Origin of the sequence: Saccharopolyspora sp. NPDC049357 (assembly GCF_040677225.1) — a bacterium.
Lineage (GTDB): Bacteria > Actinomycetota > Actinomycetes > Mycobacteriales > Pseudonocardiaceae > Saccharopolyspora.
Map to the genome: position 1 here is coordinate 195,765 of NZ_JBFAQJ010000005.1, position 13,137 is coordinate 208,901.

11 protein-coding genes are annotated in these 13,137 nt (G+C 68.6%); 5 read left to right on the forward strand and 6 right to left on the reverse strand.

Annotated elements, in window-relative coordinates:
• Positions 1-18: 18 nt before the first annotated feature.
• The 4 genes from AB0J91_RS06735 to AB0J91_RS06750 form a co-directional block, all read right to left on the reverse strand.
• A complete protein-coding gene (locus AB0J91_RS06735; RefSeq protein ID WP_363864865.1) occupies positions 19-969 on the reverse strand; it encodes a hypothetical protein in 951 nt (316 codons plus the stop codon).
• 113 nt (positions 970-1,082) lie between these two features.
• A complete protein-coding gene (locus AB0J91_RS06740) occupies positions 1,083-1,964 on the reverse strand; it encodes a crotonase/enoyl-CoA hydratase family protein (RefSeq protein WP_363864866.1) in 882 nt (293 codons plus the stop codon).
• Between the two features lie 112 nt (positions 1,965-2,076).
• Complete coding sequence (locus AB0J91_RS06745) at positions 2,077-3,153, reverse strand: SRPBCC family protein (protein WP_363864868.1); 1,077 nt, start codon at positions 3,151-3,153, stop codon at positions 2,077-2,079.
• Entirely contained in the window at positions 3,146-3,736 is a 591-nt protein-coding gene (locus AB0J91_RS06750) for a hypothetical protein (protein WP_363864870.1), read from the reverse strand. Before AB0J91_RS06750 ends, AB0J91_RS06745 begins: the two co-directional genes overlap by 8 nt.
• 310 nt (positions 3,737-4,046) lie before the next feature.
• On the opposite strand from AB0J91_RS06750, the gene AB0J91_RS06755 reads away from it, so the two are divergent.
• The 4 genes from AB0J91_RS06755 to AB0J91_RS06770 all read left to right on the forward strand — a co-directional run bounded on the left by AB0J91_RS06755 (position 4,047) and on the right by AB0J91_RS06770 (position 8,166).
• Entirely contained in the window at positions 4,047-5,180 is a 1,134-nt protein-coding gene (locus tag AB0J91_RS06755) for a hypothetical protein (RefSeq protein WP_363864871.1), read from the forward strand.
• Positions 5,177-5,416, forward strand: coding sequence for a hypothetical protein (locus AB0J91_RS06760; RefSeq protein WP_363864872.1), 240 nt, complete (start codon positions 5,177-5,179; stop codon positions 5,414-5,416). Before AB0J91_RS06755 ends, AB0J91_RS06760 begins: the two co-directional genes overlap by 4 nt.
• Before the next feature lie 222 nt (positions 5,417-5,638).
• Complete coding sequence (locus tag AB0J91_RS06765; RefSeq protein WP_363864873.1) at positions 5,639-6,784, forward strand: damage-control phosphatase ARMT1 family protein; 1,146 nt, start codon at positions 5,639-5,641, stop codon at positions 6,782-6,784.
• Between the two features lie 80 nt (positions 6,785-6,864).
• Positions 6,865-8,166 (forward strand): family 43 glycosylhydrolase, encoded by a 1,302-nt coding sequence (locus AB0J91_RS06770; protein WP_363864874.1) that lies wholly within the window; start codon positions 6,865-6,867, stop codon positions 8,164-8,166.
• A 3-nt stretch (positions 8,167-8,169) separates the two neighbouring features.
• Here AB0J91_RS06770 and AB0J91_RS06775 read toward each other — a convergent pair whose 3' ends face one another.
• A complete protein-coding gene (locus tag AB0J91_RS06775; RefSeq protein WP_363864875.1) occupies positions 8,170-10,962 on the reverse strand; it encodes an ABC transporter substrate-binding protein in 2,793 nt (930 codons plus the stop codon).
• Positions 10,963-11,098: 136 nt separating this feature from the next.
• Positions 11,099-11,935: a TauD/TfdA family dioxygenase gene (locus AB0J91_RS06780; protein WP_363864877.1), complete on the reverse strand. Its 837-nt coding sequence runs from the start codon at positions 11,933-11,935 to the stop codon at positions 11,099-11,101.
• A gap of 184 nt (positions 11,936-12,119) precedes the next feature.
• On the opposite strand from AB0J91_RS06780, the gene AB0J91_RS06785 reads away from it, so the two are divergent.
• Positions 12,120-13,133, forward strand: coding sequence for a methyltransferase (locus AB0J91_RS06785; protein WP_363864878.1), 1,014 nt, complete (start codon positions 12,120-12,122; stop codon positions 13,131-13,133).
• Positions 13,134-13,137: the final 4 nt, after the last annotated feature.

A 13,137-nucleotide genomic window follows, 5' to 3' on the forward strand; every position in this document is an offset into this window, starting at 1 on the left:
ACGGCGAGGACCGGAACCTCAGCGGGGGAGGTTGTCGCCCTTGTGGTTGATCGCGTTGCGGGCGATCTCCAGCGGGGCCCAGCCCTTGTCAGTGGTGAACGGGCCGCCGTCGTTGCCGTGGTGCCAGTACCTGAGGCAGAAGTCGCCGTCGCGCACCAGCCGGATCGCCTGGTGGTCGATGTTGTCCGGGCTCGTGCAGTCGGGATCGCCGTTGTTGTTCAGGTCCTCGTCGAAACCGTACTTCTGGTGGGCCCAGTAGCCCTTGTCGATGGCGCGGTCGTAGTCGACGGTCGTGTCCTCCTCGGAACCGACCAGGCTCCAGTCGATCCCCTCGGCCCACGGGTCGTCGAAGCCCCGGTCCTTCGCACCGTCCGCGGACTCGTGCAGCTTGCTGATGAACCCCGAGCCGCCGTCCTGCGCGCGCGTCATCTGCCACCACTGGTGCGAGCAGTCGGCCGGATCCGTGCACGGGTCCTTGGTGATCCCGCCGTGCGGTGTGCCGAGCGTGACGACGTCGTCGACGTCGACCTTCGGCGGAAAACCGTCCCAGCCCTCACGCGTTCCGAGCACCGCGACGCGGGTGACCAGGCCGCCCATCGAGTGGGCCACGACGTCCACCGACCGGCCCTTGCTCGTGTAGTCGGAGTAGATGTGGTTGGCGAGCTCCTTCGCGATGTCCTGGATCGGTGTGTCGTTGTCGTTGTCGCCCCGGCCGCCGACGTACTCGTTGCAACCTTCATCGCCCTCGTAGTAGCCGATCGTGCGCACCGAGCGCCCGTCGAACTCGGAGCGGGCGTTGCCCCACAGATCTTCGCAGTTCGCGTCGGCGCCCTCGTTGTAGCCGTGGACCAGCAGAACCGGTTTGGAATCCGCAGCGGCCGGCTCGGCCGAGGCAGCAGCGGGTGCACTCATGCCCAGGCCCGCGGCGAGGATTGCCGCGGACGCTCGGCGCCATCGTTGATCGCGCATTCGAACATCCCCCAGAAATCGACGTTCGATCAACGCTAGGGCGATCTCACCCGGCCCGCAACGGAATTGAGAAGATAGGGGGTACTCCCGTTGAACTACCTGGGACCGTTCGGTCAGCGGTCGTCGTGCAGCCACTCGTCGTAGAAGGCGGGGAGGTCCGAGGCCTGGCCGCGGAACTGCGGGTCGCGCTTCTCGGTGAAGGCTGCGACGCCTTCGGCGCCGTCGCCGATGCTCGTGTAGAACATCGCCAGCGAATCGATCCGGTGCGCGTCGCGGGGGTGGTCGAGCGCGCTGTTGCGGCGCATCATCTGGCGGGTGAGCGCCGTGGCGACCGGTGACTTGCCCTTGGTCCAGGCGTCGGCGAGCTCCAGCGCGGCGTCCAGCAGGGATTCGGGTGCGTGGACGGCGTCGGCGAGACCGGCCTCCGCGGTGCCGGTGGAGTCGAGGATGTCGGCGCGGTAGACGAGGTCGAGGGCCTTCGGCATGCCGACGATGCGTGGGAGGAACCACGTCGAAGCGGCCTCGGGAACGATGCCGAGCCGGCCGAAGACCAGGCCGAACCGCGCCTTGCTCGACATCAGGCGCGCGTCCATGGCCAGCGTCATCGTCGCGCCGATGCCCACGGCGGCGCCGTTGATGGCGGCGATGACCGGTTTGCGGCAGTCGTGGATGGCCAGCGTGACCCGGCCGCCGGTGTCGCGGATGCGGCGGAGTTCGGGGGAGGAGAGGTCCTGCATGTCGGCGAGCGTCGGCAACCGCGACTCGTCCAGGCCGAAGACGTTGCCCTCGCTGCTGAGGTCCATCCCCGCGCAGAACGCGCGGCCCGCGCCGGTCACGACAACCGCCCGGATGGAGTCATCGTCGTTGACCTGGACGAACGTCTGCTCCAGCTCGTCGGCCATGGTGGGGGTGAAGGCGTTGAGCTGGTCTGGTCGGTTGAGCGTGACGACGAGTACGCCGTCGGTGACGTCGTGGCGGATGGTGCTCGGTTCCACACTCGTCTCCTCGTGGTCGGGCCGTCGACCCTGCGCAGGCGGGATCACTCCGTCAACCATGTTGACACAGCCGTGCGCGGAGTCGACGTGGCCCTGATCACGAGCAGCGGGGTCACCTCGACCGCGAGCTCTGAGCGGGTACTCGCTCTCGCTCTTCCTCTTCCTCTTCCTCGTCTTCCTCGTCTTCAACGTCGGACTCGTCGGACTCGTCGGACTCGTCGGACTCGTCGGACTCGTCGGACTCGTCGGACTCGTCGGACTCGTCGGACTCGTCCTCGTCTTCGAACTCGTCTTCCTCGTCCGTCTCATCTGCCTTGTCTTGCTCGTCCGACTCGTCTTCCTTCTTCGCCTTCTCTTCTTCGTCGAGCGCTTCTTCGTGGGTCTTGACGACCTCCTCGTCCCGGATCTCGCCGCGCCAGCCCTCGGTCTCGTCCTGTTCGAGAATGGTGCGCGTCATCATGTGCCGCTTGATGTGCTTGAAGTCCGACCGCACGCGTCGTCCCTGCGCCCGCCACAGGTTGGCGGTCTTCTCGAAGAACCCCTGCGGGTAGTACTCGCAGACGAGCAGGACGCGCGTCATGGTCGGGGCGAGCTCGTGGAAGGTGACGGCGCCGTCGACGTAGCCCTTGGCGCCGGTCGACTTCCACACGATCCGTTCGTCCGGAACCTGTTCGACGATGGTGGACTCCCAGTCGCGGTGGGACAAGAAGATCTGCGCCCGCCAGTTGAGCTTCTCGTCGGACTCCTGCTCGACCTTCTCGACCTTCCTGGTGAAACTGGGGTAGTCCTCGAACGTGGTCCACTGGTTGTACGCGACGCGAACCGGAAGACCGACGTCGAACTCCTCGATGATGTTGACGACCTTCACGTTGCCTCCCCCTCCACTACTACCGCCGCCCATGGCTTGCTTGACCTTGTCCTTCGCCCCGGCCATCCCGGCGCTAAGCGCTGACTTCAGCGGAGACTTGCCCTCGGCCAGGCTCTTGGCGCCGGTGAGCGCTGCGGTCAGGCCGGAACCGCCGTTGTCGGCGACGTCGGTCAGCTTGCCGGTGAGGCCGGTGACCTTGTCCGTGACCGAACCGACGGCTCGGGAGACCACCGCTTCGAGGAGTTCCTGCCCGGCTTCCTTGAGGTGGTCGAGCGGGAGCTCGTCCATCAGTCCCTTGTCGCGCTGCTCGGTCTCAGCCATCGTTCCCACCCGACCTGCGCCTCGATCCGGTGGACGACGCTGCGGCCTTCTTCCTCGGGGCGGTCGATGCGGCGCGAGGGGCCGACGGCTTGCGCGGTGCGCGAGTTCGCTTGCCCGACTGAGCGGCTTGGTCGTCGGTCGAGGAACGCTGCTTCGGTGTCTTCGCCTCCTCCGCCTGCTGTTCCGGGACCTTCGCCTGTTGTTCCGAGGACTCCGGTTCCTGCCCCGAGGAAGCCGATTCCTGGTCTTCGTCATCCGACTCCGCTGATTCCGACTGCGGGGAACGGATCTTGGCGGCGCGTTCGGAGAGGTTGTCGCCCAGCGAATCGAGCTTGTTGCTCGCCGCAGCGACGGCCGCGGTCTTGGCCGCCTCGACGAGGCGGTCGCGGAGGACGTTGCCGAGCTCGCCGACTTCGTCCGAGCTGGCCACCGCCTCGCCCGCCTTCGCCAGCAGCTCCTTGGGATCGCCCATGCGCTTTCCGAGAACGAGCCCGCCCATCATGAGCGCTAGTTTCATTTTGCGGCTGCGACCGAGGACGTAGCCGATCGCCACCGCCGTCGCGATCTGAGGTCCCTGCTTCATCCCGACCTCCTGCTGGAGCGATGAAATCCTCCGGCTGCGAAGCAGCAGCCTGAGTCAGATTTACCCCCGGAACGGTGCGTCCACACATCGACGCCGATGATCGTCCAGGTCTGAGCAGTCGACGTTCGTACTGGTCAACAGCGTCAGCGTGGGATGCGTCCGGCCTCCGGTGCTCGCAGAGGTAGCTAGAGGCGGGCTGCTGCGGGGCGTAGAGTCGAAGGCCTCTTCTCCGTCGAGAGCCCCGTCGACTAAGGCTGGAAATGAGCGTAGAGCGCGCCTGCCGACTGTGCAGGAGTGAGGGGATTCGACGATGGCCGACAAGGACGAGCGATCGGAAGAGGACCGCCACGGCGCGGAGCTGGTGGAAGCCGGCACCGAGGGGGAACAGGTGTCCGCATCCGGTGACTGGCACAAGGACCAATATCCGGACGTCTACCTCGACATCCCCCTGGTGAAGGTCGATGAGATCAGCTTGGAGGTGGAGAACCTCCGCGCGCGGGTGTCCCTCCAGGCCGAGGTCCTCGACCTGCTCAAGCTCAACGTCGGCGTCGACGCCGAGCTCGGCCGAGTCGCGCTGCAGATCAAGGGCGTGGAGGCGCAGGCACACCTCAACGTCCGGCTGGACAACGTCGCCAACGTCCTCGACCGGGTCCTGACGACGATCGACCGCAACCCCCAGATCCTGGAGAACCTCACCAAGAGCCTGGGGCGCGCGGTGGAGGACGTCGGTGAAGGCGCGGGGTCCGCGGTGAAGGACGTGGGCGCGGGTGCCGGCGAAGCCGTCGAGGACGTGGGTGAAGGTGCGCGTTCGGCGGTCAAGGACGTCGGCTCCGGCGCCGGTAGTGCCGTGGAGAGCGTTGGCGAGGGCGCCGGGTCCGCGGTCGAGGACGTCGGCGCTGGTGCCGGTGGTGCGGTGGAGAACGTGGGTGAGGGAGCGGGTTCGGCGGTGAAGGAGGTCGGCTCCGGGGCCGGTGGTGCGGTCCAGAGCGTGGGCGAGGGCGCGGGCTCGGCCGCCGAGGAGGTCGGCTCGGGCGCCGGCAGTGCGGTCGAGAGCGTCGGGGAAGGCACCGGTGAGGCCGCTGAGCAGGTTGGCAGCGGTGCCGGTGAGGCCGCTGAGCAGGTTGGCAGCGGTGCCGGTGAGGCCGCTGAGCAGGTTGGCAGCGGTGCCGGTGAGGCCGCTGAGCAGGTTGGCAGCGGTGCCGGTGAAGCTGCTGAGCAGGTTGGCAGCGGTGCCGGTGAGGCCGTCGAGGACGTCGGGAGCACGGCTGAAGAGGTCGGCAGGGGAGCGCGCGACGTCGTCGGCGACGGAAGTTCCGACGAGGAGGGCGAATCCGAGGGAAAACCGACCCGAAGGCGCCGCACGACCGGGGAATCCGAGCGCGGCACCCGTCGCAGCAGCCGAGAGGGCACCTCGCGTCCGTCCAGGAGGGAACGACGCCGATGACCGACAACGAACCGGACGTGACCTTCACGAGCACCGTGCGCGCCGACGAGATCACCTTCGGCGAAGTACCCGAAACCAGGGTCGATTTCCCGGGAGACACCGACGACCGCTCCACCTCCGGAAGCGACCGCACGAACCTCCCGAACCCGGTCCGAGCGCACGTGACCTACCACGACATCCAGGTCGACTACCGGATCGAGGCCCACCTGGACCAAGAGGACCGCTGCGACCTCTGACCCGCATGAGGTGGAGGCATGGGCGGTTTTGGTCTGAATTGACCGGGCATTTCGGGCGTTGATCCTGGATGGTTCGGACCAAAACTGCCCTCTGCCCCGCGGCCCCCGGCAACGGCACCGGGGGCCGTCGTCGGGTGTGGTGGTTGCGGGGGTGTGGGGGTGGGCGTTGGTAAGGTCGCTGGCCGGTTGAGGTGGTCCTGCGGCTCTGGTGGAGGCGGTTCGGTGGGCGCGTCGTTGATCGGGATCGGTGAGGTCGGGTCCTTCGGGTGGCGGGTGTTCCACGAGCGGCATCCGGTGATGATCGAGCGGTTGTGCGCCGCGCATCCGTTCGGGCCGGACGTGCGGGAGGCGTTGTCCGCGCTGTTGCGGGAGTCGACCGAGGGCGTGGTCGAGCCGCTGGAGGACGACGCGCCCGACCGCGGGGTGTGGGCGGAGTGGATCGCCGATCAGGTCGGCCGGCCGTGGGCCGAGACCTCGTTCCTGTGGGCCGAGAGCTACTTCTTCCGCAAGCTGCTGGCGGCGACCGGCTTCTTCGCCCCGGGGCCGTGGCGGGGTGTGGACCCGTTCGCGCCGATGAAGCGGGCCGAGCTGCACAACGCGGCCACCGCCGAAACGCTCAAGGCCCTCGACGAGCTCCCGCACCTCGGCGACGCCGAGCGGGACGCCGCCGTGGTCCAGGCCGCGGTGTGGGGCAACCAGGCCGACCTGGCGTTCCAGCTGTCCACCGACGCGAGCGGCGCCACCTCAGGCCTGGTCGCGGGCTCGCCCGAGGAGTTCTGGTCGTTGTTCGGCGCACCCGGCGTGGTCCACCTCGTCGCCGACAACGCGGCGGGTGAGCTCGCCGCCGACCTCGTGCTCATCGACCGACTGCTCACCACCGGGCGCGCCGATCGGGTCGTCCTGCACGTCAAGCCGGGCCCCTACTACGTCTCCGACGCCACCCCGACCGACGTGCTGGAAGTCCTGCACCACCTCTGCGGGCTGGGAGGTGAGTCCGCGCAGGTCGGCGACCGCGTCGAGAACGCCCTGCGAGCAGGGGAGATCGCGGTTCGAGCACATCCCTTCTTCTGCGCGCCGCGGGACTTCGGCGACGTGCCGGACGACCTGCGCGCCGAGTTCGCCTCGGCCGCCGTGACGATCTTCAAGGGCGACCTCAACTACCGCCGCCTCGTCGGTGACCGCCACTGGCCGGTCGAGCGGTCGTTCGCGGACGCGGTGTCGCACTTCCCGGGGCCGCTGGCCGCGCTCCGAGTCCTCAAGTCCGAGGTCCTCGTCGGACTGGATCCCGCGACCGCGTCGTCGCTGGACGCGGACGGACAGCCCTGGCGGACGTCGGGCTCGCACGCCCTGATCCAAACGCGCTCCTGAACGGCGATCAGCCGGTAGCGTCGATCACCTGGCCGATGGGGGCATGTCGGTCAGCAGCGCGCTACGAAGAGGAGATCCCGATGTCCGACTTCGAGACCCGCTCGCATCTGAACAGGCGGTCCCTGCTCGGGACCGTCGGTGCACTGGGGATGGCGACCTTCCTGCCCGCAACCGGATGGGGTCGGGGAACGTCGTCGCAGCAAGAACATCCGCCGAACTGGCCTCCGATGGAGCCGTACGGAACCGCCGACACCCGCGTGGACCTGGAGCCCAGGGACGACAACTCCCGAGTTCTCGAACTCGAACTCCGCCCTCGGGACGAGGAACTGGGCCGGGTCTGGATGCGCGACACCTACGTCAACTGCTTCATCGTCGACGGCCAACCGGTCTACGTCGCCACCGGCACCACTCGGGCCCCGGGCCTGCCTGCCGCGTCGCCGTGGAACGACGGCATCTTCGTGTGGACCGCCGGTTCCCTGGACGGGCCTTGGAAGCTGGTGGACACCACCGGCACCCGGCCCGACGCGGAGAAGGGCAAGGTGTGGTCGCCGGAGTTCGTCGGCGAGAACGAACCCGGGCGGACCGTGGTCGCGCCGTGGCAGCGCTACGCGGGCGAGGGCGCTGACAAGCGCGGGGACGTGTGGGCGCCGGAGGTGCACCACTTCCGCGGAGCCTGGTACGTCGTGGCGTGCATGGGCGATCAGTCGCGCAAGGTCGGTTCGTTCATGCTCAAGAGCGAGGGCGGTGTCGAGGGCCCGTACCGGGTGGTGGAGGGCAACCTCGAAAAGCCCTTCGGCGAGCTCAATCCCGGTGCTCCCGACGGCGTCGATCCGAACGTCTACTACCACATCGACGGCGGCCTCTACGCCGAAGACGGCAAGGCCTGGCTGGTGCTGCACAACGACCTCTACGCCGAGTTCCAGGACGACATGGAGGACATCGTCCAGAAGACGAACCTCCCGAAGTTCCAGCAGACGCGCTACGAGCCCGAGCCCTACCTCGAAGGTGCGCACGTGATCAAGCACGGAGGCAAGTACTTCCTCGTGCACGCGGCCTGGAACAAGACCACGGGCAGCGGCGACACCGAGCGCCACGCCTACACGCCCGACGGTGAACGGGACCAGTACGACGCGATCATCGCGGTCTCGGACCACTTCGCAGGGCCCTACTCGAAGCGCTGGACCGGCGGCATCGGGGCGGGCCACAACAACCTGTTCGTCGACGCCGACGGACAGCTGTGGGCGACGTTCTTCCGGAACCCGGTCGCGGGCCACTGGCACGAACCCGACAACCTGCCGCACGCGGCCGTGCCGGGTGTGGTCCGCGTGGAGTGGACCGGCCCCGAAGGCAACCGCCTCTACGTCCAGCGCCGGGAGGCGTAGGAGCTAAGGAACGGAGACCTGGCCTGCCTGGTCTACGTGCAGGGTCCAGACGTTCTTGTCCTTCGGGACTCGGTTGTTGGTGTCGCTGCCGAAGTCGATCTGGCCGGTCACCAGCCCGTACTTCGACGGCAGGTCGGCGTCGGTCTGGTGCTGGTTGGCGTTGATCTGGCGCCACACGGTCCCGGCGGTGATCGGGATCGGGCCGCCCCGGTCGAGCTGGTTCGCCGCCCTGAGCAGGACGCTCGCGGCATCGTGGGCGAGCGCGGCGTGCCCGTCCAGGGACAGGTTCCCCTCCCTGGGCGGGCATTCGTCGGGAGGCATCGCCGGATCGTGCCCGGCGATGATGATGTTGAGCGTGCAGTAGAAGTCCAGCGCCGGGCCGACCACGGTTCCCCCGGAGTCGTTCGGGTCCGGCGTGCTCGGGGCCACCGCGAACGATTGGTAGTAGTACGGGATGCCGATCTTGGCGAAGCGCGCCGCCCGGTTGGCGACGTGACTGGCCACGTCGTCGCTGCCCAGGATCATGGGCGGGACATCGGTCGGGCAGCCGCTGCCCACGCCGTCCAGGAACTCCCGGAACTCGGTGCCCCGCCCGGCGTAGTACACCAGCTCGCCCTGCCCGGTCTTGCAGGCTTCCCGGCCCGCGGTGTGCGGATCCTCGTTGAGCCACTGGACCGTCGCCCCGGGGTGGACCCGGCGGAACTCGTTCTCGACGTCGCTCCCGAGGTTGCGGCTGTAGGGGTCGACGCCGTCGCTGTAGATCTTGACCCCGGCGGTGCGGCCCTGCTTGCCCGCGTACTCGACGGCCCGCCGCGCCTGCGTGAGGTTCTGCGGCGAGACCTGGAAGTACAGCGGTGAGCGTTCGGGGATGTTGTCGTAGGACAGCGTCGAGGCGACCGTGGGAAGCCCTGCGGCACCGAGCCTTTCGATGACCTCGAAGGTCTCCTCGCGACTGTAGTTGAGGCCGATCACGCCGATGATGCTCGGATCCCGCTTGGCGAGCTCGGCGATCTGCTGGTCGACGACCTCCACACCGTGGCCCATGTCCTTGCCGCCGTTGGCGATGAGCACTCGGGCCAGCGGCGTGTTGGGTTCGAAGTTCTGGTCGTACTGGGCCACCGCGATACCGGCGAGCGTCTCGTGCTGGGCCGAGAGGTTGAAGGCACCCGCTCCCGGGGACAGATCGCCCAGGTAGACCAGGGTGAGGACCGGGCGGCCCGTTCCCGCGGCCTTGTCCAGCGCCGCCTGGTTCTGCCGCGAGATCGTGTCACCGATGGCGCGCAGACCGGTCAGGATCGGATCGGCCTCCTGCGCGGCCTGCTGGGTCTGGCCGGGTGGTGCGTCGTCGATGAACTCCGCGAGGAAGGTGCCGTCGGTGACGCCGACGCACTCACCGGACTTGTTCTCCATGCTGGTCAGCCCGGGTGCGGCGCCGAGCCAGTACCAGGGCGGCTGGAACAGGATGCCGCAGTAGCCGACGCTCAACGAGGAGTACACGTAGATCCCCACGCCTGCCAGCCCCAGCAGCAGCGTGACCGGCAGGGTTCGCCGCGACCACCACGGCGGGGGTGGCAGCGTGTACTTGTCCGCCGCGGCCAGGTGGCGGCGGATCTCGCTCTTGCGGGAATCCCCGGTCGCCGCCGGGGGAATCTCGACCGGCAGGTACCAGGTCATGTCCGTGCGCGCTCGCCGCGCCGCGTCGAGCTTGTGCCGCCACGCGCGGTACCCCTGCTCGTCGGCCTCGTGCGCTTGGGAGACGACGTCCTGGACGTTGTCCACCGTCGGCTCGACGGCGTGCGGCGGGACCAGCGAACTCGTGGTGATCAGCAGCAGCGGATCGACCAGGCCCGTCTCGTTGCGGATGTCGTTGACCAGCTTGAGCAGCGCGTAACCGCCGTTGGAGCGAGTGACGTTGTCCAGCAGCACCGTCGTGTAGGTCGTGCGCCACTTGCCGCGCAGCCGCCAGGGAAAGCGGCGGTAGGAACGGCGCAGGTCCTCCAGCAGCGTGTTGATCAGGAACTTCGCGACCTGCTCGGGAACCTCCTTGTTCCACTCGTTCTCGGTGAGGCGCTCGGCGAAACCGAGGAAGTTCCCCGGCACCTCCGGCGCCAGGTAGCTCTGCCGCCGGAACCACCGGTAGCCGCCGATCAGCGGCAGCCGCCAGTGCATCTTGAGCTGGAACCACAGCCACGGCACGAGGGCGAGAACCTTGAGGACCGACCAGACCGTTCGGTCCGGGGCGTCGGCGGTGCCGGTGTTGATCAGCTCCGCGATCCGCTGCGCGGGGTCGCGCCGCCACAGGCGCTTGCGCAGCTCGGCTTCTCGCCTGGGGATCTCGGTTCCGGAGAGGTCCTGCCGCATCAACCACAGCGCCAGGCTCAACCGGGGGAAGCGCATCCGTCCGGCTTGGGCGTTGAGCGGGCCGTTGAGCTGCTCGGCGATGTCGGCGAGCAGTCCGCGGATGGTGTCGACCTCGGGTGGTGGCAGCGGGGTCTGCGCGGCGCGGTCGCCGTCCCCGGGATCGGCCGTGGCGGGCTCCAAGCGGATGTAGGCGTGCGGGACCCGGTGCGGTTCGGCGCTCTTGAGCCGCTCGCCGATCGCCGGCAGCAGGTCCTCCAGCTCCCGCGGCCGGACCAGGCACAGCATCGGCAGACCGCCGCCGCTGTCGCTGCTGCTGGTCCGCTCGTGCCGCCGCCCGTAGAGCGCGCGGATGAGTTCCAGGACCTGCACGACCCCGTGGAACAGCGGTAAGGACGGCGGACCGTCGTCCTTCAGCGGAGCGAGAGTTCTGCTCATGAGCCCAATCCCCACATTGCGCACTAAGGCAGATGAAGAAGCGACGAGCGTAGCCGTGTTGGGGTGAGCGTGACAATGCGCCGATCCGGTCACGGCGGGCGCTCCCCGGGCGCGCGGAGCCCGGGGAGCGCGCGGGTCAGGAGTCCTTCCGGAAGTCCGCTGCCGTGGTCGCGTCCGTGAGGTGCGGCCAGCGCGGTTCTTCGCCCTTCGGCACGTCGCCGAGGACGGTGACCCGGCGGCCGACGCGGCGTTCGGCGTAGTCGTTGACCGCGTAGTGCTGGGTCGCCCTGTTGTCCCACATGGCGATCGCACCGGGCTTCCAGCTGAACCGGCAGACGTTCTCCGGGCGTTCGGCCGAGCTGAACAGGTGGCCGAGCAGCGCGTCGCTCTCGGCGCGGCGCAGCTGCGGGATGCGCAGGGTGAACATGCGGTTGACGTAGAGGGATCGCCTGCCGGTCACCGGGTGCGCGCGGACCACCGGGTGCTCGGCCTCGAATACGGTGCCGTTGGGGTGGGTGAAGGCGTGCACGGCCGTGAGCCCTTCGAGGAAGTCCCGCAGCGGTGCCGAGAGGTTCTCGTAGGCGAGGTGCTGGTTGCTCCACATCGTGTCGCCGCCGCGCGGCGGGCACTGCACGATCTGCAGGACGGAGGCGATCGGCGGGCTCGCCTGGAAGGTCACGTCGGTGTGCCAGACATCGGCCTTCGCGCCCTGATCGGAGTCGAGGACGACGATCTCGTCGTGCCCGTCCAGCTTGGGCAGGAACGGGTGCACCTCCAGCTCGCCGAGGAACCGCCCGAACGCCTTGTGCGCCTCGGGGGAGAGTTCCTCGGCCTCGGGGAAGAACAGCACCAGGTTCTCCACCAGCAGCGCGTGCAGCTGCGCGAAGGAGTCCTCGGTCAGCGACTCCAGGTCGAGTCCGCGCACCTCGGCGCCGAGTGCGCCGGAGGCGGGACGTACGTCGATGCTCGTCATGGGAAGGTCACCTCAACTTCCATTGGTGTACAAGGGTTTTCGGGCAGGCTCGCGCCAACGCGTGCCGGGTTCCCCGGTGTGCGGACCTGTTCTCGCCGCTGTCGTTGACGCGGTGTTCGGCGGTCGGTAAGGATGAAAAGCACGGAGGCGAACGGGTCTTCAATCCGGAAGAAAGCAGAGATCCATGGATTCCGAGGAATCGCGCGAGACGAGTCTCGAACTCGCCAAGCTCATCGACCTGGCAACACCTTTCGCCATCCGCGTCGCGGTGACGCTGCGGCTGCCGGAGCTGATCGCCGGTGGCACGACCGAGATCGGCCCGCTCGCGACCGAATCCGGCGCGCACCGCGAATCCCTCGAACGTCTGCTGCGCCACCTCGTGAGCATCGGCCTGTTCGCCGAGACCGGTGAGGGCGCCTACGGTCTGACGGCGCTGTCGCGCCGGCTGCTGGCCGAGGACGGCAAGTGGCTCAAGGACTGGCTGCTCCTGGACGGGCCGGGTGCCAGGATGGACCTGGCCTTCAGCGGGATGCTGCACTCCGTCCGCACCGGGAACTCGGCCTACGGCGCGGTCCACAGCACCCCGTTCTGGGACGACTACCAGCGCAACGACGACCTGCGGCGATTCTTCGGCGACGTCATGGCCGCCTACGCCTGGCAGACCGGTCCGGTGCTGGCCGAGGAGTTCGACTGGGCTCCGGTGAAGAGCGTCATCGACGTCGGTGGCGGTCAGGGCGCGCTGCTGTCCGAGATCGTCCGGGCGAACCCGCACCTGGACGGCGAGGTCCTCGACCTGCCCGCGGTCGCGGCGGAAGCCGACGTGTTCCTGGCGGAGGCCGGGGTGGCGGAGCGGGCCAGGTTCGTCCCGGGCAGCTTCTTCGACGCGCTGCCCGAGGGCCGGGACGTCTACCTCGTTTCCCGCGTGCTGACGGACTGGAACGACGAGAACGCGACCGCGATCCTGCGGCGCTGCGCCGAGGCCGCCGGTGACGGTCGCGTCGTCATCGTCGAGGTCCTCGCGGGCGACGACCACGCCAAGCAGAACACCTCGTTCGACCTGCAGTCGCTGGTGCTGCTGGGCGGTCAGGAGCGCGCGGTCGGCGACTTCGAGGTGCTGGCCGGCGAGGCGGGACTGAAGGTGATCGAGACCCGGACCTGGCCGGGCGGTCTCGTCGTCGTGGAGTGCGGCAGGCCGTGAGGCG